Annotated in this window: 21 protein-coding genes; 17 read left to right on the top strand and 4 right to left on the bottom strand. The window is 61.4% G+C overall.

All coding sequences use genetic code 11. The features are described from left to right. Nucleotides 1-3 precede the first annotated feature (3 nt). Both ACSV9I_RS18940 and ACSV9I_RS18935 read right to left on the bottom strand, forming a co-directional pair. A complete protein-coding gene (locus ACSV9I_RS18940; protein WP_438330369.1) occupies nt 4-402 on the bottom strand; it encodes a response regulator in 399 nt (132 codons plus the stop codon). 5 nt (nt 403-407) lie between these two features. Beyond that, nucleotides 408-1526: a PAS domain-containing protein gene (locus ACSV9I_RS18935; protein WP_438330368.1), complete on the bottom strand. Its 1119-nt coding sequence runs from the start codon at nt 1524-1526 to the stop codon at nt 408-410. A 245-nt stretch (nt 1527-1771) separates the two neighbouring features. Between ACSV9I_RS18935 and ACSV9I_RS18930 the strand changes: the two genes are divergently transcribed. The 7 genes from ACSV9I_RS18930 (at nt 1772) to ACSV9I_RS18900 (ending at nt 10378) form a co-directional block, all read left to right on the top strand. Beyond that, nucleotides 1772-3589 carry a sensor histidine kinase gene (locus ACSV9I_RS18930; RefSeq protein WP_438330367.1) on the top strand — a complete coding sequence of 606 codons (1818 nt, stop codon included), beginning with the start codon at nt 1772-1774 and terminating at the stop codon, nt 3587-3589. A gap of 103 nt (nt 3590-3692) precedes the next feature. Beyond that, nucleotides 3693-4745, top strand: a complete 1053-nt coding sequence (gene bchI, locus ACSV9I_RS18925; RefSeq protein WP_438330366.1) for a magnesium chelatase ATPase subunit I — start codon at nt 3693-3695, stop codon at nt 4743-4745. Further along, the gene (locus ACSV9I_RS18920) at nt 4738-6567 is read left to right on the top strand and encodes a VWA domain-containing protein (protein WP_438330365.1); all 1830 of its coding nucleotides are present in this window, start codon (nt 4738-4740) and stop codon (nt 6565-6567) included. Before bchI ends, ACSV9I_RS18920 begins: the two co-directional genes overlap by 8 nt. Beyond that, nucleotides 6564-7484 carry an alpha/beta fold hydrolase BchO gene (gene bchO / locus ACSV9I_RS18915; protein WP_438330364.1) on the top strand — a complete coding sequence of 307 codons (921 nt, stop codon included), beginning with the start codon at nt 6564-6566 and terminating at the stop codon, nt 7482-7484. The genes ACSV9I_RS18920 and bchO overlap by 4 nt, the downstream gene beginning before the upstream one ends. After that, the gene (locus ACSV9I_RS18910) at nt 7481-9046 is read left to right on the top strand and encodes a phytoene desaturase (protein ID WP_438330363.1); all 1566 of its coding nucleotides are present in this window, start codon (nt 7481-7483) and stop codon (nt 9044-9046) included. Before bchO ends, ACSV9I_RS18910 begins: the two co-directional genes overlap by 4 nt. Further along, nucleotides 9043-10218 carry a phytoene/squalene synthase family protein gene (locus ACSV9I_RS18905; protein ID WP_438330362.1) on the top strand — a complete coding sequence of 392 codons (1176 nt, stop codon included), beginning with the start codon at nt 9043-9045 and terminating at the stop codon, nt 10216-10218. The genes ACSV9I_RS18910 and ACSV9I_RS18905 overlap by 4 nt, the downstream gene beginning before the upstream one ends. Beyond that, on the top strand, nt 10211-10378 hold the full coding sequence (locus ACSV9I_RS18900; protein WP_438330361.1) for a hypothetical protein: 168 nt from the start codon (nt 10211-10213) through the stop codon (nt 10376-10378). The genes ACSV9I_RS18905 and ACSV9I_RS18900 overlap by 8 nt, the downstream gene beginning before the upstream one ends. On the opposite strand, the gene ACSV9I_RS18895 is transcribed toward ACSV9I_RS18900, so the two are convergent. Continuing rightward, complete coding sequence (locus ACSV9I_RS18895) at nt 10375-11064, bottom strand: carotenoid 1,2-hydratase (protein ID WP_438330360.1); 690 nt, start codon at nt 11062-11064, stop codon at nt 10375-10377. The genes ACSV9I_RS18900 and ACSV9I_RS18895 overlap by 4 nt on opposite strands. A 167-nt stretch (nt 11065-11231) precedes the next feature. Continuing rightward, complete coding sequence (crtD, locus tag ACSV9I_RS18890; protein WP_438330359.1) at nt 11232-12812, bottom strand: 1-hydroxycarotenoid 3,4-desaturase CrtD; 1581 nt, start codon at nt 12810-12812, stop codon at nt 11232-11234. A 108-nt stretch (nt 12813-12920) separates the two neighbouring features. Between crtD and ACSV9I_RS18885 the strand changes: the two genes are divergently transcribed. The 10 genes from ACSV9I_RS18885 (at nt 12921) to pufL (ending at nt 21877) form a co-directional block, all read left to right on the top strand. Next, nucleotides 12921-13790 carry a polyprenyl synthetase family protein gene (locus ACSV9I_RS18885; protein ID WP_438330358.1) on the top strand — a complete coding sequence of 290 codons (870 nt, stop codon included), beginning with the start codon at nt 12921-12923 and terminating at the stop codon, nt 13788-13790. Between the two features lie 4 nt (nt 13791-13794). Further along, nucleotides 13795-14994 carry a methyltransferase gene (locus ACSV9I_RS18880; protein WP_438330357.1) on the top strand — a complete coding sequence of 400 codons (1200 nt, stop codon included), beginning with the start codon at nt 13795-13797 and terminating at the stop codon, nt 14992-14994. Nucleotides 14995-15109: 115 nt separating this feature from the next. Then, nucleotides 15110-16048 carry a chlorophyll synthesis pathway protein BchC gene (gene bchC / locus ACSV9I_RS18875; protein ID WP_438330356.1) on the top strand — a complete coding sequence of 313 codons (939 nt, stop codon included), beginning with the start codon at nt 15110-15112 and terminating at the stop codon, nt 16046-16048. Further along, a complete protein-coding gene (locus ACSV9I_RS18870) occupies nt 16045-17052 on the top strand; it encodes a chlorophyllide a reductase iron protein subunit X (RefSeq protein ID WP_438330355.1) in 1008 nt (335 codons plus the stop codon). The genes bchC and ACSV9I_RS18870 overlap by 4 nt, the downstream gene beginning before the upstream one ends. A 15-nt stretch (nt 17053-17067) precedes the next feature. Next, on the top strand, nt 17068-18654 hold the full coding sequence (gene bchY, locus ACSV9I_RS18865; protein WP_438330418.1) for a chlorophyllide a reductase subunit Y: 1587 nt from the start codon (nt 17068-17070) through the stop codon (nt 18652-18654). Beyond that, nucleotides 18648-20099 carry a chlorophyllide a reductase subunit Z gene (gene bchZ / locus ACSV9I_RS18860; RefSeq protein ID WP_438330354.1) on the top strand — a complete coding sequence of 484 codons (1452 nt, stop codon included), beginning with the start codon at nt 18648-18650 and terminating at the stop codon, nt 20097-20099. The genes bchY and bchZ overlap by 7 nt, the downstream gene beginning before the upstream one ends. 45 nt (nt 20100-20144) lie before the next feature. After that, nucleotides 20145-20381, top strand: coding sequence for a hypothetical protein (locus ACSV9I_RS18855; protein ID WP_438330353.1), 237 nt, complete (start codon nt 20145-20147; stop codon nt 20379-20381). Nucleotides 20382-20496: 115 nt separating this feature from the next. Further along, nucleotides 20497-20718: a light-harvesting antenna LH1, beta subunit gene (gene pufB, locus ACSV9I_RS18850; protein ID WP_054158837.1), complete on the top strand. Its 222-nt coding sequence runs from the start codon at nt 20497-20499 to the stop codon at nt 20716-20718. Nucleotides 20719-20730: 12 nt separating this feature from the next. Next, nucleotides 20731-20928, top strand: a complete 198-nt coding sequence (gene pufA, locus ACSV9I_RS18845; RefSeq protein WP_054158838.1) for a light-harvesting antenna LH1, alpha subunit — start codon at nt 20731-20733, stop codon at nt 20926-20928. Nucleotides 20929-21031: 103 nt separating this feature from the next. Beyond that, entirely contained in the window at nt 21032-21877 is an 846-nt protein-coding gene (pufL, locus tag ACSV9I_RS18840; RefSeq protein WP_438330352.1) for a photosynthetic reaction center subunit L, read from the top strand. The last annotated feature ends 9 nt before the right edge of the window (nt 21878-21886 follow it).

The raw sequence follows: 21886 nt of genomic DNA, 5'->3' as shown, positions 1-21886 counted from the left end.
GCGTTATCCCGCCAGAATAAGGCCGGCTGGCGGCCCGACTTCCGTACCGCACATGACGCGTTCGCCGATATAGGTCAGCGCATTCTTCAGGCCATGCATCGTGTAGGGCTTCTCGATCACCCCGATTGCACCGACAAATCCCTCCGGAATGCGCTTCACATTGCCCGTGACAAAAATGAAGGGAATGCCGCGCTCACTGAGCCGCTCCCCGATTTCGATGCCTGTCGGCCCATCATTCAGATGGACGTCGACGAAAGCGAAATCCGGCTGCCCCTGCTCGATCAGATCAAAGGCCGCATTGCGCGACGGGGCAGTCCCAACCACTGAATGGCCGGCCGCCTCCACCTCAAACTCGAGCTCGAGTGCAAGCAGCGCCTCGTCTTCGACAATCATGATCTTCACTTTTCTCAGTCCTTCATAATCTCGACAGGCATGGTCACGAGCACGTCCGTCCGGGGGCCGTCCTCGTAACGCTCGATCGACGCATTGAGTTGCTTGGCACAGGTGTCGAGCATCAGCCGGCCAAAGGCCTCTTCTTCCGGATTGACGGAAACGGGCGTGGTTGTGTCGGTTACCCTGATGATGAAATGGCCGTTCTTGCGCTTCACCTGCAGGTGGATTTCACCACCACCGTCACTCAGCCCACGGCGCACCGCATCAACGACGAGCTCGTTGACGATCAATGCCAGCGCCGACGCCTTGACGGAGGGCACAAGCACTGGCGCGAGATCTGTCGTCACGCGGATATCGTCACGATGCAGGGCCCCGACCAGATCCTGGATCAGATCCTTGGCAAAGTCGGCCACATCAAAGCGACCGAGATCGCTGCTGGTGAATAGCTTGCGCTGTACGGTGCTGAGCGCCTCGACACGATTGAGCACCGAAAACAGCGTCCTCTTCACCACTTCGTCTTCCGAAAGGCGGGCCTGCAACTTGACGATCGAGGCGATGGTCAGGAGGTTGTTTTTGACCCGGTGATCGACCTCATGCACCAGCATGGTCTTTGCCTGCAAGGCATCGCTGAGATCCTTGGTCCGCCTGGCAACCTCTTCCTCGGCTGAACGGCGCGCTTCGGCCAGTTCGGTTTCCTTGCTCTTGATGTTGGTGAAATCAAGCTGGGAGGCAAAGAAATAGATGACCTCGCCGCTCTCGTCGCGCACGGGACTGACAAAGAGCGCATTCCAGAACGTCGATCCGTCCTTGCGATAGTTGAGGATATCAAGAGACACGTCATGCGCGTTGTCCACTGCTTCGCGAAGGCGACGCACGGCGTCAGGATCCGTCTCAGGCCCCTGCAGAAGCCGGCAGTTCCGCCCGTACATTTCATCTTCGGTGTAACCCGTGAGCTTCAGGAAGGCTTGATTGCAGAAGATGATTGGATTGTCGTCCTGCCGAGGATCGGTAATCAGCATCGGCATGCGCGTCGCCTTGAAGGCCGCGGCAAAGGGATCTTCGGAAGGATGCGCCGCCAGGAGGCGCTGTGCCGCATCTCGCGCACCACGTCGCGAGGAATTTAAGTCACTCATGCAAAAACTATCCTGACACTTGTGTGGACAGCAAATGAGCCAGTGAGGAAATGGTTCCCACCGATCCGGAAAAAAATTGTGTGGCATCCGCAAGAGGCAACGTGCCAAGGATAATTGCAATCTGTGCGGCACCCGAACGACTTGACCCGCCCACCCCCTCTCCGTAACTTTAGCGTGAAAATCACGAGAACCGACCATTCATGACGAACGAGAGTAAGCCCGGCTTTCTGAGGCACGGGGGCGGAATGGCTGATCTCATCCGCAGCCATGACTGGTCTACAACCCTCGGCCCGCCGGATGCCTGGCCGGCGGCCCTGAAGGCTGCCTTGTCCATTTGTCTGAGCTCGAGTTTTCCGACGGCGATCTATTGGGGCCCCGACTTAATTCTGATCTACAACGATGCCTGGGCCCCCATTCCGGGCGAACGTCACCCCTGGGCACTTGGGCGGCCCGCAAGCGAAGTCTGGTTCGATATCTGGGAAGTTGTCGGACCCCAATTCGAACAGGTCCAGCAAACCGGTCAGGGCGTATCGCGCTTCGATGAGCTTCTGCCGATGCTGCGCAACGGCGTGGTGGAAGAAACCTACTGGAACTATAGCTTTACCGCCATTCGCGATGAGAGCGATCGCATCGTCGGCGTGTTCAACCAGGGCAACGAAACCACGGCTGCCGTCATCGCAAGGCGCAAAGCGCAGGAGGAAAATGCCCGTCTTGGACGCATGTTCGCCGAGGCTCCGGCAGCGATTGCCATTACGGAAGGCAAGGATCACGTCTTTACTCTGGCCAATCCTGCCTACCTCGACCTCATCGGCCGTGATGAGGTTCTGCAGAGAACGGTGGCCGAGACCCTCCCCGAACTGGTCGGCCAAGGCTTTATCGAGCTTCTGGATCAGGTCTTCGAGACTGGAAAACCTCATATTGGCCGAGCTGTCCCCATTCGCCTGGCCCGCGAGGGAACGGCCCCGGAATTGCGCTATGTCGACTTTGTCTACCAGCCGATCAGCAATGCGGAAGGCGGCTCTCGCGGCATCTTCGTTCAGGCGACGGACGTCACCGACGCCACGACGGCACTGGTTGCACTGCGGGAGAGCGAGCAACGCTTCGAAGCGATCGTCAATTCGATCGACCAGATGATCTGGTCGACCACCGCCGATGGTTATCATGACTACTTCAACGAGCGTTGGTATGAATTTACCGGTGTCCCGCGCGGCTCCACAGACGGTGCAGACTGGGCCAATGTCTTCCATCCGGAAGATCAGCCACGCACATGGGATACCTGGCGAAAAAGTCTGGAGACGGGCGCCCCCTATGAGGTCGAATATCGGCTACGCCATCACACCGGCGCTTACCGTTGGGTGATCGGCCGAGCCCAGTGCGTGCGCGATGACGACGGTGACATCACGCGCTGGTACGGAACCTGCACCGACATTCACGATCTTAAGGTTGCGGAGGAAGCCCGCCAGCTGTTGCTTAAGGAACTCAATCACCGCGTGAAGAACCTTTTCGCAGTGACATCCGGCATGGTCAGCATGACCGCCAGGAACTCCGCGACAGTCGCCGGTATGGCAACCTCTCTACAGGGGCGGCTACAGGCCTTGGCAAAGGCCCACGAACTGGTTCAGCCAGTCATTTCGAACGATACGACGAGCCGCGAAGCACTGCACCTCGCAGCCCTCCTCCAGGAGCTCATCAGTCCGCATATCGACCCGGCATCGGATCGCGTCTCGATGGCAGGTCCAGACATCCTTGTCGGGCCGAAAGCCTCGGCGAGCCTTGCACTCATCTTTCATGAACTGGCAACCAACGCCTCGAAATATGGCGCCTTCCGCGAACCAGACGGCCGGCTCGACGTCCGCTGGGCAGAAGACGGCGCGGAGCTGCGGGTCAGCTGGGTCGAGGATCTGGGGCATGCGGCCATGAAGGCGCCGAACTCGGAAGGCTTCGGCAGCAAGCTTGCCAGAATGAGCGCGACCCACCAACTCGGTGGCAGCATCGCGTTTGACTGGCAGCCGACTGGGTTGACGATCGCACTGATCCTATCGGCAGCCCATTTGGAACAGTGAGAAGACCCACAGCCTGACCCGCGTGAAATAATACGCGGGCCCTCTTCAAACCACCTCAGAAAAGTGTAAACTTTATTTTACACGTAGAGCTGAGGCGGGATCCATGGCCCATCCATTCCCATTCGCCGCAATCGTTGCCCAGGAGGATATGAAGAAGGCCCTCCTGATGGCGGCTGTCGAGCCGCTACTTGGTGGAGTGCTGATTTTCGGGGACCGTGGAACGGGCAAATCGACCGCAGTTCGGGCGCTGGCAGAACTTCTGCCGAAGATCGAGGTCAGGACCGGCTGTCGTTACAACTGCCTGCCGGCAGAACCGCAACCCTCTTGCCCCGTCTGCAATGCCGCTTCGGAAATGCAAGGAAAACAAGGTTCTTTGGCGCCGGTCGTGAAGATCCGCTCGCCGATGATCGACTTGCCCTTAGGCGCGACTGAGGATCGGGTCTGCGGGGCGCTCGACATCGAAAAAGCTCTGATTGCCGGCGAGAAGCGTTTTGAGCCCGGCTTGCTCGCCGCCGCGAACCGGGGCTTTCTCTACATCGACGAAGTGAACCTCTTGGAGGACCATCTCGTTGATCTCCTGCTTGATGCAGCGGCATCAGGTGTCAACCTGGTGGAACGCGAGGGCCTCAGTATCCGTCATGATGCCCGGTTCGTTCTGGTCGGCAGCGGCAACCCGGAAGAAGGCGACCTACGGCCGCAGCTCCTTGATCGCTTCGGCCTCTCCGTCGAGGTCCGAACCATCGATGACATCGCCGAGCGTGTCGAAGTCATCCGCCGCCGCGACGCCTATGAAACGGACCGGGACGCCTTTTGCGCGGCCTGGGCGAAACGTGACGCAGCCATTGGCAAGCGGGTGATTGCCGCCCGAAAGATCCTGCGACAGGTCGAGATTTCCGACACCGTGGTTACACGCATGTCGCAACTGTGCCTGCGGCTCGGCATCGACGGCATGCGGGGCGAACTGACCCTGATGCGCGCAAGCCGCGCGGCAGCTGCCCTTGCCGGACGCACAGAAGTGACCTGGAACGATGTCGGCGAGATCGCCCCAATGGTGCTGTGCCACCGCCTGCGGCGCGATCCTCTAGAAGAAGCAGGCTCCGCGCCGAGGATCGAAAGGGCTCTGGCAACCGTCAGCGCCACCTACGGACATGGTTGAGCGGGCGCCACATGAAGCCTTTGAGCAGGCTCTTCGGGACCACGGCCGCGAGCAGTGGGACGACGCGCTTCTTGCCGCCGACCTTCTCCGTCTCGGCGGCGCTGCCACCGGAGGCATCTGGCTTCGGGCAAGATCCAGCGGCGTTCGCGATGTCTATTTGGCCCATCTCCGCCAGTGTGCTCCGCCGGATCTTGCCTGGCTGCGCCTACCAGCCGGAACGACGGCCCATCACCTATCGGCGTCAATCGATATCGCAGCCACGGCTGAGAGCGGAAGACGTGTCGAGCGCGCCGGATTGATCGAGGCATCCAGGGGTGGCGTCCTCGTTCTTCCGATGGCGGAGCGCATGGACCGAACCGTCACCGCCATGATTACTGCAGCGAATGACGACGACGAAGAACAGCCGACCGTTCTCGTCGCGCTGGACGAATCTGTCGATGACGACGAAGGGCTTCCGGTTGCCCTCGCTGATCGGCTGGGGCTTCGGCTCAATCTGCACGCAGTAGCCTGGAATCAGACACAGAACATCGTGACCGACCAGCCCCCAGCGTTCGACAGACGATGGCACCAGGTCTCCATCGACGACGGGCGGCTCAGCTTTTTGGCGACAATGGCCCTCACGAGCGGACACAAGTCGATCCGTATCCTGCACCATCTGGCAAGGATTGCCCGGATGCTGGCCCATCTCAACGCTCGGACCGGCGTTGAGGATCAGGACGCCATCACGGCCCTTAGACTTTGCCTCGGACTGAGGCTGTCGCCTCCATCCACCGAGTGCATGGCCGTCGAAGAGGAGAAGACACCGGGTACCGACCCTGGGCAGAGCAGCGCCAATCGCGCCGATGATCCGCCGCTTTCCCCGCACGATGATAGCCAACCCGGCACCGACACACTGAAAGATATGCTGGCCGCAGTCCAGGCGGCAGCCATTTCAGGCGATCTGCTTGTTGACGCCTCGACACGACCACGAAACCAAGCCAGACGATCGGGGAAATCCGGTCATGCCATGAAACACGCAAGGCGCGGCCGGCCCATCGGCACAAGCCTGTCGGCACCGCAGCCAGACGCCCGCCCGGACGTGATTGCGACACTCAGGGCCGCAGCGCCCTGGCAAAAACTGCGACTGGCACAAAGCCATGCGGGACAGGTTGAAGCGGCACTGGTTGAAAACGACGGATCGCAGCCCCCTTCCTGGAAACCAAAAGCCTTCATCATCCGTGATGACTTTCGCTATCTGCGGCTGCGCCATGCCACACCCTCGGCCGCAATCTTCATCGTTGACGCCTCGGGTTCCACCGCGCTCGACCGTCTGGGCGAGGCCAAGGGCGCCATCGAACATCTTTTGTCCCGGTGTTATGCGCGTCGCGACGAAGTGGCGCTCATCGCCTTCCGTGGCACCACGGCCGAAACGCTACTGCCTCCCACCCGCTCTCTGGTTGCTGCGAAGCGCAAACTCGGCGCCCTGCCCGGTGGGGGCGCAACACCGCTCGCCTCCGGCCTGCAACGGGGACTGGAACTTGCACTCTCGCTCAGGCGCAGGGGCACGACCCCGGTGATCGTGCTGCTGACTGATGGCAGCGGCAATATTGCGCTGGACGGCACGGCGGACCGCGCCAAGGCTGCCGACGACCTCGGGAAAATGACACGGGCCTACAGGGTAGAGAGCATCAAGACGGTCTGCATCGACGTGGCAAGACGACCGCGCGAAAGCGTTGCTGTGCTCGCCCGTGACTTGAATGCCGACCTGCACCGTCTCCGTCAGGCTGATGCCGAACGGATATCGACGCTGGTCGACACTTCCCTGCGGGAGACCCGGCCATGAGACCCATCGGCGACCGCCTGGACTGGCAGAGAGACGGTTCCATCTGGCCGCATCGCGAAGCCAGCCAGTTCCTGCGCACGGAAAACCATCTCTGGCATGTGCAGATCTTCGGCCGGGACGACGCGCCCTTGGCACTTCTGCTGCACGGTACCGGCGCATCCTCACACTCCTGGCGCAACCTTGCACCACTCCTGGCGCGGGACTTTCGCGTCGTGGTTCCCGACTTGCCATGTCACGGCTTCACCCGCGCGATCGGCCGCGCCGATCTTTCGCTGCCCGGCATGGTGCAGGCCATTTCCGAATTGCAACGCCATCTGGGCCGTGCGCCAGCCATGATCATTGGTCACTCGGCCGGGGCAGCGATCGCTGTTGCTCTGGCGGCCGGACGGACCTCCGCCAGCGCCCAGACCGTGCCGCGACACGTGGTCGGCATCAACGGCGCTTTCCTGCCAATCCGCGGCAATGCGCTGTTTTCGCCCATGGCAAAGGCCATGTTCGTCAATCCCTTCACCCCAGCCCTGTTTTCGCTTCTGGCACGCGCGACACCGCTTGGCGGAAACCTGCTGACGGCCACCGGCTCGCCGATCGATGAGGCAGGCAAGGCAGTATACCGGCTGCTGCTCAGCACACCGGATCACGTGCGTGGCGCGCTAGGCATGATGGCAAACTGGGATCTCGCCCGTTTCGACACACGGCTACAGCGGCTAGCCTTTCCGATGACGCTGATCGTCGCCAAAGACGATCCGATGGTGCCACCTCGGAACGCCTATCACGCCGCCCGGATCGCGACCGGTAGCCGATTGATCACCAGCGAAACCGGCGGACACCTCCTGCATGAATGCCGGGCGGAACAGGTCGCGGACTGGATTGCCGAGGTGATCAAGGACAAACAGCCGGAGGGAGCGGACGCCGCATGAACATGTCCGAACGCTTCTCCCGAGCCCACCCGGCAGCGCCCGACGGACGCCCGCATGCTGTGATCATTGGCGCTGGCGTCGGTGGCCTTGCAACTGGCGCCCTGCTAGGCGCAAAGGGATATCGCGTCACGATCATCGATCCTCTCGATCTGCCGGGTGGTCGCGCTTACGCCTATCATCAGGATGGCTACACCTTCGACGCCGGGCCAACGATCATCACAGCGCCCTGGCTATTCGAAGAACTCTGGCGCGATTGCGGTGGGGAACTCCGCGAAGACGTCGAACTTCGCCCCAACACACCGTTCTATCGCGTGCGTTTCGACGATGGCACCATCTTCGACTACTCCGGCGACCGGCAGTCTATGGAAGACCAGATCGCTCGCATTGAACCCCAGGACGTCAAGGGTTATCGCAGTTTCCTCGACGAAAGCCGCCGCATCTATGAGGTCGCCTTCGAGCAACTGGCGGCGAAACCCTTCCACAGCCTGGCCTTTACCGCAAAGACCCTCGCCCGTCTTGTGCGGCTCGGCGGCTATCGATCCGTCTATTCCGTCGTTTCGCGGCACTTCCGCAACGACAAGCTTCGCACCCTGTTTTCGTTTCACCCTCTGCTGATCGGCGGCAATCCATTCTCCGCCACATCCTTCTATTGCCTCATCGCGCATCTCGAGGGGAAATACGGCGTTCATCATGCTGTTGGTGGCACACATGCGCTCGTGCGAGGCATCGCATCGCTCGTCACCCGCAATGGCGGCCAGGTTCGCCTCGGCGAAACCGTTGCCGCCATCGAAACCGAAGGCCGACGGGCAATAGGCGTTCGCCTGACGTCCGGAGAGCGGATCGCCGCCGATATCGTCGTCTCAAATGCCGATCCGGCCACCACTTATGGAAAACTCCTGCGCGCCTTCCCGCGTAAGCGGTGGACGGATGCCAAGATAAAACGCGGTGATTATTCGATGGGCCTCTTCGTCTGGTACTTCGGCACCGACCGTCGCTACGAGACCGTCGATCACCACACCATGATCTTCGGCCCGCGCTACCGCGGACTTCTCGACGACATCTTCCGCAATCGTAAATTGGCGGATGATTTCAGCCTCTATTTGCACCGACCAACCGCAAGCGATCCGTCCCTTGCGCCCGAAGGCCGCGACAGCTTTTATGTGCTGAGCCCTGTTCCACACCTGGCGAGCAGCACAGACTGGCTCGCCGAGGCGGAAGTCTACCGGACCCGCATTGAAAAGCGGCTGGAGGAAACGGTTCTCCCCGACCTCTCCCGCCATCTCGTTACCTCCCGTATCGCGACGCCGCTTGATTTTCGCGATCGGCTCTTGTCCTGGCAGGGTGCCGCTTTTGCGCTGGAGCCCAAACTCTTTCAGAGCGCCTGGTTCCGCCCGCACAATCGCAGCGAGGAACTGGACAATCTCTTCCTCTGTGGCGCGGGCACCCATCCGGGTGCCGGCTTGCCGGGCGTCATATGTTCCGCCCGTATCGTGGCGGATCTCGTCCCCCATCCAAGAGAGTTTGCCACACACGGACACGCAGGATCAGGGAGCGTCACATGAGCCCACCGCCCGCCATTTCCTCTGCCGAGATCGAGCCTCTTCTGGCCCGCCCCCTGATTTCAAGGCCACTTGCCCTCAACCACGGCTTTTCAGGCGAGGCTGAAGACGAACGGGTTTGCAACACAGCCATTCGCCACGGCTCCCGGTCGTTTCACCTTGCCTCGCTTCTCCTGCCACGTTCAACACGTCGCGCCGCCCGCGCGCTCTACGCGTTCTGCCGGCATTCCGACGACCTCATAGATGAGCCAAACAGCGGCTTGCCGGCCCTGATGCGCCTACGCCATCGATTGGCGCGCATCTATAGCGGCACACCCGAAGCCTATGCCTGCGACCGCGCTTTTGCCCGCGTCGTCGAGAGCCATTGCATCCCCAAACCGGTAGTGAGTGCGCTCCTTGAAGGTTTTGAGATGGACCTGTCTGGATGCCGCTATCGCAGCATCGATGATCTAAAGGTCTATGCAACAAATGTGGCGTCGAGCGTCGGCGTGATGATGGCGATGGTCATGGGTGTCCAAGATCAGGCGGCACTGGCACGCGCCGCCGACCTCGGCATTGCCATGCAACTGACAAACATTGCCCGGGACGTTGGCGAGGATGCCCGCAATGGCAGGCTCTACCTTCCGCTTGACTGGCTGGCAGAAGCCGGGATCGATCCAGGCATCTTCCTGAAGAGGCCTAGCTTTAGCCCTGGCCTCGGCCATCTGGTCGAAAGGCTCCTGCAAGAGGCAGAACGCCATTACCGCCTCGGCCATGCCGGTGTCGCAGCGCTGCCGCCTGAGTGCCGCCGCGCTATACGCGCCGCCGCTCTGATTTATGAAGCAATCGGACACGAGATTGCCGCAGCTGGTTTCGACACGGTCACCCGCAGAGCCAAGACATCACTGCCGACCAAGCTGCGCTTGCTGGTCAGGGCAGGCAGGGCCGAGCCCCGTTGGGCGGAAACGACAGCTCGTGACATGACAGTCCCTTGCGAGCCGGCCTCGGCACCCCTTGTTTCGATTGCGGCTGCTGCGCTTCAGAGCAGACGTGGGACGGAACCTTTACGAACTGCACCGACCGCAGGCGCCAGCGAGCGCCTGACAACAATTCTTCTCAGCCTTCATGCGAACACCCGGGAGGAGCTGCACAATCGCCGCCTCGCAGCCCGGGAGAAGGTGGCACGTCTTGCTTGAAAACTATTTTGGCCTGATCGAGGCCCTATTCGTCTTCGGCCTCGCCGTCGCCTTCTATGTCTGGCAGCGAGCTGACCTGAAAAAGGAAAACGAAAAAGCGAAAGCGAAAGCAAAAGCGGAAGTCGAAGCCCCCAAGGCGAGCGACGACACGGCCGACTAACCCCGTCGCGGCATGCGAAACGGCAGCATGGCGCGAACCAGTGGCTTGGATAGCCTGCAACAATCGAGTGTCTCATGCATCATCGTGATCGGCTCCTCTTGGCCGAGAACGGTTTCGACCAGCGAGCGGCGATAAAACGGACTGTCCTCCAGCGATCGCAAGACACGTGGCGTGCTGCCATCAGCACAGGCTATCCCGCCACCCACACCCCAGAACCCTCTATTCAGCAACCGTCGTTCCGGCGGATCGAAGGTCTGGCATTCTCCCTGACTGTCGAAGAGGAGGCCCAACCGGCGACCCTGTCCATCAAGCAGAGCGGCATCATAAAGGATGGCCGTACTCCCTCCATCGGCACGACCACGCGCCCAGTCCCAGCCGACGAAGTCAGCCTCGAGCGGACGCGAGCCCCAATTCATGTCGTGATAGCCATGCCCGAGCCAATGGACCCCGAAGAAATCCCGGCACGCCACGTCGACCCTGGCCGATGGCATGACCGGCCGCCAATGATGCAAGGCAGACGGATCCAGTGCGACGGCATACTGAACCGTGAAGGCGGGCCTCAGCCGGACTTGCCCCACCATTCGCTTGGGCAAGAGGGCCTGCCCCGGCCAAGGCAGAAACACTTCATCGAACGCTATCTCCAGACCATCATTGCCAAGCTGGATCGCACTCCGGCCGATCTGCAACCGCTCTCCGCGGCGATCAAGGGTCTTTCGCCCTCTTTCCGTCATCGCCCAGGCATGGCCCTCCGGTCCATAAAGAGCGACGTTGAACGCAACATGATTTTCCGGGTCGTTGCGCCCGCTCCAGTGATAGTAGGGGGAGAAGACGGACCCGACAAAGGCAATGACGGTCAGTGCGAATTGTCCGCAATCGCTGACGGCGTCGACATACCACCAGCGATAGCCACCTGCCGGAACCGACGGGTCGAACCCATATCCTGCATCAGCTGGTCCGCCGCAAGCTTGCCGGAAAGGGCGCTCATCGGCACCCCCGGCCCCGGATGCACGCTGCCGCCCGCCAGGTAAAGCCCCGGCACCGGCCCTTTCGCTCCCGGTCGGGCGAAGGACGCTATACAGCCATGCGACGCCATCCCGTAAAGGGCGCCGCCGCTGCCCGGATACAGCCTCGCAAACCGATCCGGGGTTGTCACGTTCGGCCTCGCTTCCGTTTGGCGGAGCGTGAGCCCATTCGACGCCAATCTGCGTTCCATCAGGTGCAGGCATCTGTCGATCTCGCTTTCGTCATACTGATGCCGGTCACCATCGGCCGGCATATTCATCAGGCTGTACAGGCGTTCGGATCGACCAGACCCGTGCCCATCCGGAGGATTCCCAGCCCCATCACGATCCTGGGCACAGACATAGACAGTCGGATCAGCCGGCGGCATCTTCCAGCGGAAGATCGCATCGAATTCAGCTGCATAGTCACTGGAGAAGAAGACGGTATGGTGCGCAAGCGGCACGCCGCGCGCTTCCGCCGGACCGCAGGCGACAACAGCCGATAGCGACCGTCGGGCAATTGCCTTTGCCGGTTGAGAAGGGCGGCCCAGCAGGCGCGGCAGGGCGGCGACATCGCCGTTGAAGATCACCCGTCGCGCTGCAATCCGCCGTCCACTGCGCGTCACGGCACCCGAGACAGCATTGCGGGAGGGGTCGGTGACGATCTCGCTGACAGGATCGCCGAACTGGAACTCGACACCGAGATCCGTCGCGAGATCAACCAGTTTCGCCGCAAGTGCCCGCATGCCGCCGTCGATGAGCCAGACCCCCTCCTGCTCGACATGGGCGACCAGCATCAGGGTTGCCGGCGCCAGATAGGGTGATGAGCCACAATAGGTCGCATAGCGGGCGAAGAGCTGGCGCAGGCGCACATCCGCGAAATATCCTCCAAGCGTCGACCACATGGATGAGAATGGCCGGATAGCAAAGAGATCCTGGGGCCGCGACAACCCGATGCGTTGCGACAGCGTGATCGGATTTGGCCGTTGCGCCGAGATGAAACTGTCCTTCAGAAGCGTATAGATCCGACGGCTGTCGGCCGCGAAAGATGTGTAGCCCTCTGCCGCTTTTGCTCCGGCGAAGTCACGGATCGCCCGGGCATTCTCGAGAGGATCAGAGACAAGATCCAGGCCATTGCCTCCTTCCCAATAATGCCGAGCGACGATCTTGGATCGCATCAGGCCCAATTGGTCGTCCAGCACGGCGTCCCCGCACTTAAACAAATCATCGAAAACCCATTTCATGGTCAGAACCGTCGGACCCGCATCGAAAGCCTGACCACCCGCCTCGACCTGGCGCAGCTTGCCACCGCCGCCCGCCTGGCCCTCAACCACGCAGACGGGCATGCCGGCGGCAGCCAGACGAATTGCCGCCGCGAGTCCACCCATACCTGCCCCGATGATCAGCACCGGACCGCCCTGTTCACCGGACACAATCCTCTCCCGCTTGAGTTGACAACCTCTTTAAATGTGTCAATCTAAATTGACAGATTGAAGAGTAATGTAAAGATTACATCTGTCGTTTCTCAGGAGGTGAATCTTATGGACGTCGCCGACCGCATCGAGACCGGAATGCAACGCTCTCTTCGCTTTGCGACAGCAAATGGATGTCCGCCCATCCTGGCGAATGCCTTGCGACATGCCGTGTTTCCAGGCGGCGCCCGCATAAGACCTCGCCTCTGCCTCGCGGTCGCCGCCGCCTGCGGCGACCGCGAGCCCGCAATCGCCGACTCGGCTGCAACGGCCATTGAACTTCTGCACTGCGCCTCGCTTGTGCATGACGACATGCCATGTTTCGACAACGCTATGACCCGGCGGGGTCGATCCAGTGTGCATGCGGAATTCGGTGAGGAAATTGCACTTTTGACAGGCGATGGCCTGATCGTGGCAGCCTTTGAAACCGTGGCACGGGAAACGCAGATGGCACCTCTGCTCACCGCCCCGATCATCGCCACCATCGCCAAGGCCGTCGGCTCGCCCTATGGCCTCGTTGCTGGACAGGCATGGGAGAGCGAGCCGGAAATCAACATCGCGGTCTATCACCGGGCCAAGACCGCCTCGCTGTTCAGCGGCGCGGTATCCACCGGTGCCATCGCCTCCGGCGGCAATCCGCAAGATTGGCTTGGTCTCGCCGATGCGCTTGGCGCTGCCTATCAGGTAGCGGATGATCTCTACGACGCTGTCGGCCAGACAGACGGCAGCGACAAACCCGCAGGGCAGGATAAGCGCAATGGCAAGCCGAACATCGTGGCTGAACTGGGATTGTCCGCCTCCCTTTCGCGGCTGCACAGCCTGGTCTCGGAGGCGGTTGCAAACGTTCCCGATTGCCCGGGAGCCGATGCTTTTCGCCACATGATCCTCAACGAGGCGACCCGGCTGATGCCGAAGACGCTCGCCACCAGCGCAGCCTGAGGCCATGGCCAACGGGGTCGAGCCGCTCGGCGATCCGGCCGCCGCCACCGCCCTGCGACCAGAAAATCACAAGCCACGTGATGGCGGATCGGCACGATCGCTGGCGATCCAATGGCGCATGTGGCGAAACCGGCAGATCGGCTCGCAGCGCTTTCGCCACTGGATGGCCCGCCTTCCCTGGACCCGCTGGCTGGCACAGCGAAAGGCCAATCAGCTGTTTCAACTGGTCGCGGGCTTTACCCAAACGCAGATCCTGACGACCTGTGTGCGCCTGGATCTGTTCGCGCATCTGGATGGCTGCGCGCAAACGACCGAGCAACTCGCACATACCTGCAAGCTCGAAGCTGCGCGCATGCGAGAAGTGCTCGAACTTGCTCAACACCTCAACCTCGTCATCGAAATCCAACCGAATAGCTGGATGCTTGATGACGCCGGCGCCGTTCTCGCCAGTGACCGCGGGCTGCGTGAGATGATCCGCCATCACGAAATCCTCTATCGCGATCTTCAAGACCCCGTAGCCCTGTGGCGGAACGAAACGACCGATACCGGGCTTCGCAGATATTGGGCCTATGTCCGCACCCAAACGCCGGCCGAATGCCCCGATAGCGCGGTCGCGCCCTATACCGCTTTGATGCGCGAAAGCCAGGCAATGCTGGCAGACTGCATCCTCTCCTCACACGACTTTGCTCGCTACCAGTCCGTACTGGACATTGGCGGCGGAGACGGTGCGTTCCTATCCGCCCTCGGCAATCGCTATCATGCGCTGAAGCTCGGCCTATTCGATTTACCGGCGGTCGCCACCGCAGCCGAGACGCAGATCTCTCGCGCAGGGATGGCCGATCGCACCCGTATTCATGGCGGCGATTTTTTCGAGGACATGATCCCGTCCGACTTCGCCTGTGTGACGTTGCTGCGGGTACTCTGTGATCACGAGGATGATCGGGTCCGCCGGCTCCTTGCCAATCTCCACCGCAGTCTCGCCCCAGGAACACATCTGGTCATCGCGGAAGCCATGGCCGGCCCTTCGTCCGGTGAACGGCTCGCAGCCGCGTATTTCGGGATCTATTTTCGCGCCATGGGGTCTGGTCGGTGCCGCACTGCCGGCGAAATCTCCACCCTGCTGCGCGATTCAGGCTTTCAGAATCCGCAGATCATTTCGACGGTCAATCCTCTGCTCGCCACGCTGATCACCGGTGCACGATGACAGCGTCGCCCCACGACGCCCCCCCAAAGTGTAAATATAAGTTGACACCTTAAATGGTAAAACTAAGATGACATTCGGGAGCATGCAGCGTCCCGTGTCCGGGGAGGGCACGACAATGCAGACAGCAGCCATAGTCTTCGAAAAACCGGGAACGCTGGCCATAAAGCAGCTTGCGCTGCAGACCGCGTCCGAGGGCGACATCGTGGCCCGCGCGCTTTTCAGCGGTATCTCCAACGGCACAGAACGCATGCTGTTTGATGGAACCATGCCGAGCTTTCCCGGCATGCGGTATCCGTTGGTCCCTGGTTACGAGACCGTTGCAAGGGTCGTCGAGGCCGGATCGACCTCGGGTCGCTCCGTCGGCGAGCTTGTCTACATTCCGGGTGCGAACTGCTACCGCGATGCCGCTGGCCTCTTCGGCGCGAGTGCCGAAATGCTGATCGTCGAAGGCAGGCGCAGTGTGCCGCTGATCGCAGAGCAGCCGGAACAGGCCGTTCTCCTGGCGCTTGCCGCCACGGCTCACCACGCGGTCTTGCGCGCTGGCCGCCCGCCATCGCTCGTCATCGGCCATGGCGTTCTTGGACGCCTGATCGCCCGCATGATTATCGCAATTGGACACCCTGCTCCCATCGTCTGGGAGACAGTACCCGCCCGTCGAACCGGCGGCCTTGGATATGCCGTGTCGTCACCTGAGGACGCTGACGGCCAGCGCCATACCGCCATTATCGATGCCAGCGGCAATACCCAGGTCCTCGACGAGGCGATCGCCAAACTGCAGCGTCAGGGTGTGCTGGTGCTCGCCGGCTTCTACGGCGCCCGGATCAATCTCGATTTTCCGCGCATCTTCATGCGTGAGGCCACGTTGGTCGCGGCTGCCGAATTCACGGCCGACGACGTCTCCGCCGTCCAGGCGCTCGTCGCAGCTGGCGCTCTCTCGCTCGATGGCCTGATTACCCACCATGCTAGCCCTGCATATGCCGTTTCGGCCTACAGGACCGCATTTTCCGACCCCGAATGCCTGAAAATGATCATCGACTGGAGGAACGCAGCATGAGCCTCGATCTCGCCCCAGACGGCTTGGAACGTCTCCAGGAACAGCTCCGCGACGAAGCAGCCATAGAACCCGATGCGCCTGTTATCGGCAAGGTGACCAAGGAAACGCAGATCATCGCGATCTACGGCAAGGGCGGGATCGGCAAGAGTTTTACGCTCGCCAATCTCTCTTACATGCTGGCACAGCTCGGCAAGAAGGTGCTCTTGATCGGCTGCGATCCGAAAAGCGATACGACCTCGCTGCTCTTTGGCGGTCGCGCCTGCCCCACGATCATCCAGACGGCCTCGCGCCGCAAGGAAGCCGGGCAGGAAGTGTCTATCTCGGATGTTTGCTTCAAACGGGATGGCGTTTTCGCAATGGAACTCGGCGGACCAGAAGTCGGCCGCGGCTGTGGTGGCCGCGGCATCATACATGGCTTCGAAACGCTGGAAAAACTCGGCTTCCACGACTGGGACTTCGATTTCATTCTGCTCGATTTTCTAGGCGACGTTGTCTGCGGCGGCTTCGGCCTGCCGATTGCGCGTGACATGTGCCAAAAGGTCGTGGTGGTCGGCTCGAACGACCTGCAGTCGCTCTACGTCGCAAACAATGTCTGTTCGGCGGTGAAATACTTCCGCAATCTCGGCGGCAATGTGGGGGTCGCCGGCCTCGTCATCAACAAGGACGACGGCACGGGTGAAGCCCAGGCCTTTGCCGAGGCTGTCGGCATTCCCGTGCTGGCCTCGATCCCGCAGGACGACGACATCCGGCGCAAGAGCGCCAACTACCAGATCATCGGCACCCAAGACAGCCATTGGGGACCGCTCTTCGAAGCGCTGTCGATCAATCTGGCTGAAGCCCCGCCGATCTTGCCGAAACCGCTCGATCAGGATGGCCTGCTCGGCCTCTTCGACGCCAGCGAGACCGGCGCCGATTACAAGCTCCAGCCAGCCCAGCCGGAAGACATGTGCGCCACGGGCGCGCTGAAACGACCGTCGCTGGAAGTCATCTACGACAACGTATGAGATCGGGTGAGCATGATGGATGACCTGCGCAAGGAATTCGAGCCAGACGATGCCAACGGGATTATTCCCGTCGGCACCGATGCCGCCGTCCTTCGCGACGGCATGGCCGACGAGCCTGCATCTGGCATTGGCTGCCATGGAGGTACTGAGCTCTCCAAAGCAGCGGCGCGTGCGGCCGGCCAAGGTGCGCTCATGGACCGCTTGGAAGCCGACTATCCGAAAGGACCACACGACCAGCCGCAATCCATGTGCCCCGCCTTCGGCTCTTTGCGTGTCGGACTGCGCATGCGGCGCGTCGGCACGATCCTCTCCGGCTCGGCCTGCTGCGTTTACGGCCTCACGTTCACGTCGCATTTCTACGGCGCCAAACGTTCGGTCGGCTACGTACCCTTCAATTCTGAAACGCTTGTCACCGGCAAGCTCTACGAAGACATCGTCGAGGCCGTTCATCAGATGGCGGACCCGGAGAAGTTCGACGCCGTCGTCGTGACCAACCTCTGCGTTCCCTCCGCCTCGGGCGTGCCGCTTCGGATGCTGCCGCGTGAAATCGATGGCGTCCGCATCGTCGGCATCGATGTGCCCGGCTTCGGTGTTCCGACCCATGCAGAGGCAAAAGACGTCCTGTCCGCTGCCATGCTCGCCTATGCCCGCCAGGAAGTGGCTGACGGTCCGGTACAGCGCCCGCGCAGCGGCCTCAAGGACAAGCCGACTGTCACACTGGTTGGTGAAATGTTCCCCGTCGATCCGGTCGTCATAGGCGGCATGCTGGAACCAATGGGGCTCGCCGCGGGACCGACCGTACCCGTTCGTGAATGGCGTGACCTCTATGCAGCACTCGACTGCGCAGTTGTCGCCGCCATCCATCCCTTCTACACCGCCAGCTTTCGCGAATTCCAGGCCGCGGGCCGCGCCATTGTCGGCTCTGCCCCCGTCGGTCTTGATGGCACGGATGCCTGGTTGAAAGCCATCGGTGAAAGCTGCGGCATTGCTGAGGCCAAGACCGCGATCAGCCGCAATGCCATGCGGGGCGCAATCTCGGCCGCCCTTGCCGAACACCGCATCAAGGGGCGCATCACACTCTCGGGCTATGAGGGTTCGGAGCTTCTCGTTGCCCGTCTCCTGGTCGAACTCGGCGCGGACGTCCGCTATGTCGGCACAGCCTGTCCGAAGACACCCTACAACAGCGAGGATGCGGACTGGCTCGCAGCCCATGGTGTCGAGCTCCGCTTCCGCGCTTCGCTTGAGCAGGATCTGGCAGCCTTCGAGGAATTCCGCCCGGACCTCGCCATTGGCACGACCCCCGTGGTTCAGAAGGCCAAAGAGGCTGCGACCCCAGCCCTCTATTTCACCAACCTGATTTCCGCTCGTCCCTTGATGGGACCCGCTGGCATTGCCTCCTTGCCGACCGTGATCAACGCCGCCATCGGCAACAAGGATCGCTTCCTCGCCATGAACGCCTTCTTCGAAGGTGTCGGCGCGGGAGACAGCGCGGGCATCTGGCAGAACGTCCCTGAAGACCGCAGCGCCTATCGGAAGAAATTTGCCGCCAAGGTCAAGCAGTCCCGCAATGCGGTCGATAGCGGGGAGAGTGTCGGATGCTGATCCTCGATCACGATAGAGCCGGTGGTTACTGGGGCAGTGTCTATGCCTTCACCGCCATCAAGGGCCTCCAGGTCATTATCGACGGCCCCGTCGGTTGTGAGAACCTGCCCGTCACCTCCGTCCTCCACTACACGGACGCGCTGCCGCCGCACGAACTGCCGATCGTCGTATCAGGTCTCTCCGAAGACGAACTCGGTCAGCACGGCACGGAAGGCGCGATGAAGCGCGCACGCCAGGTGCTCGATCCGGATTTGCCGGCCGTGGTGGTCACAGGCTCGATCGCCGAAATGATCGGTGGCGGCGTGACGCCTGAGGGATCCAACATTGTGCGGTTTCTGCCGCGCACCATCGACGAGGATCAGTGGCAAAGTGCTGATCGCGCCTTGAAATGGCTCTGGACGGAATTCGGCCCAAAGGGTGGGAAGGTCCCGGTCCCACGCCGCCGCCCCGACGGCGCAAAACCGCGGGTCAACATCATCGGCCCGATCTACGGCACCTACAACATGCCCTCGGATCTGGCTGAAATCCGCCGCCTTGTCGAGGGACTGGGCGCCGAGATCAACATGACCTTCCCGCTCGGAAGCCATCTTGAAGACGTCCGCAAGCTCGCAGACGCCGATGCCAACATTTGCCTCTACCGCGAATTCGGCCGCCTGCTCTGCGAAACGCTCGAACGCCCCTACCTGCAGGCACCGATCGGCATTCAGTCGACGACGGCCTTCCTGCGGGAGCTCGGCGGCATGCTGGGCCTCGATCCTGAGCCATTTATCGCGCGCGAAAAACACACAACATTGAAGCCGCTCTGGGATCTTTGGCGCTCGGTCACGCAGGACTTCTTCGCAACGGCAAGCTTCGCCATCGTCGCGAATGAAACCTATGTGCGCGGCATCCGCCACTTCCTGGAGGAGGAAATGGGCCTGCCCTGCACATTCGCCGTTCCCCGCAAGGCAGGGTCCAAGACCGACAATACCAAGGTCTGCGAACTCACCGCCACGAAGCCGCCGATGGTCATGTTCGGTTCGTTCAACGAGCGCATGTACATGGCCGAATGCGGTGCGCGCGGCAAGTTCATCCAGCTGTCCTATCCTGGCGCCATCGTCCGTCGCCACCCTGGCACGCCGGTCATGGGCTATTCGGGGGCCAGCTGGCTGATCCAGGAAGTCTGCAACGCCCTGTTCGACATCCTCTTCGACATTCTGCCGCGGGCAGGCGAACTCGATGCGATCGAATCAACGGTCGCAAGGCAGCGGACCGAAATGGTCTGGGAGCCGGAGGCGCGAGCCTCACTTGAAACATGCATCGACAAGGAACCGGTCCTCGTCCGGATCTCCGCCGCCAAGCGCCTGCGCGAAGCTGCCGAACGCGAAGCGAGACGGGTCCATGCGTCTGAAGTCACCCGCCAGCATGTCGACGATGCCGTCCGTCTGACGAGGGCGCACGCATGATGGCGAAAAAAACGATCCCGATCTGCGAAACCTGGAGGTGAAGGCATGATCACTGCAACGCAAACCAATCCGCACGAGCGCCGCACCCATGAGGACCGCCAGTCGGAACGCGTGAACATGCGCCGTCTTTATCTGCTGATGTACCCGCTTTGCCTCATGGCAGCGGTGGCGGCACGTCTGACCGACCATTCGGATGCGGCGACCGCAAAGCCCGCGCAATCCATTTTCGCCGAGGCCCGGGCTTCGGCATACGCAGCTGCCGGTTACGCCTTCCAGGCGTGACTGCTCCCTTTGCCGATGTTCTCGACATCAGCAAGACCCGGCAGGAGCCGGAAAGCTCCCTGTCGAAACCCTGCCGCGGGGGCGCCGCGGTATTCGAGACTAGGAGGTGAATTTGATGGCTGAAACATCAAATGTTTCACTTTCGGGTCTGACCGAAAGCGAAGCGCGCGAGGTCCATGGATTCTTCATCCAAGGCTTCATGATATTCACGGCGATAGCCATCGTCGCGCATATCTTGGTCTGGATGTGGCGTCCCTGGATCCCAGGTCCGGAAGGTTACAGCTCTCTCGAGGGCATCAACCAGACGGCCCTCGCGCTTATGCCGATGCTGGCCTGAGGAGGACGCGATATGTGGAGAGTCTGGCTTATGTTCGATCCGCGCAAAGCGCTGGTCGCACTGTCTGTATTCCTGTTCACCCTTGCGATCCTGATCCACTTCATCCTGCTGAGCACGGAACGCTTCAACTGGCTGGAGGGCAAGCCCCTCAAAACCAGCTCTCTGGAGCAGTCCATCTCTGAAGGTGTGGATTTCAGGCTGATCGGCTGAAAACTGAAGACGGCAGCGGGCGCGACTGAGGAGGTCTCGCCCGCCGCCAATCCGCAACGACCCGACATCGCCACCTGGCTGAACGCCTGAGGAGGAAACGAACATGGCGCTGCTGAGTTTTGAACGCAAATATCGCGTACGAGGCGGAACGCTGCTCGGAGGCGATCTCTTCGATTTCTGGATTGGTCCGTTCTACGTCGGCTTCTTCGGTGTAACCACCGCCTTCTTTGCCACGGTAGGCACGGCCCTGCTCATCTATGGAGCAGCGATTGGCCCGACCTGGAACATCTGGCGCATCTCGATCGCGCCGCCCGATCTGTCCTACGGCCTTGCGCTGGCGCCATTAAAAGAGGGCGGTCTCTGGCAGATCGTCACGGTTTGCGCGCTCGGATCCTTCATCTCCTGGGCCCTGCGCGAGGTGGAAATCTGCCGAAAGCTCGGCATGGGCTATCATGTGCCGTTTGCCTTTTCCTTCGCCATTTTCGCCTACACCACCCTCGTTGTTTTTCGGCCGCTGCTGCTCGGCGCCTGGGGCCATGGCTTTCCCTACGGGATCTTCAGCCACCTCGATTGGGTGTCGAATGTCGGCTACCAGTATCTGCATTTCCACTATAATCCGGCGCATATGATCGCGGTGACCTTCTTCTTCACCACGACGCTAGCGCTCTCTCTTCACGGCGGCCTGATCCTGTCTGCGGCCAACCCCGGCGCGTCCATCACGGAAGCCGGCAAGCAGGCCGAGGTCAAGACGCCGGAGTATGAAGACACATTTTTCCGCGACATCATCGGCTACTCGATCGGCACGCTTGGCATCCACCGCTTAGGCCTGATCCTCGCCTTGAACGCAGGTTTCTGGAGCGCCGTCTGCATCATCATCAGCGGCCCCTTCTGGAACCAGAGCTGGCCGCAATGGTGGAACTGGTGGCTGACGCTGCCAATCTGGAACTGAGGGGGACCG

It is taken from the genome of Rhizobium sp. G187 (assembly GCF_051549525.1).
GTDB lineage: Bacteria > Pseudomonadota > Alphaproteobacteria > Rhizobiales > Rhizobiaceae > Allorhizobium.
The sequence above is the reverse complement of the archived record's forward strand: the minus strand, read 5'-3'. Positions and strand labels throughout refer to the sequence as shown.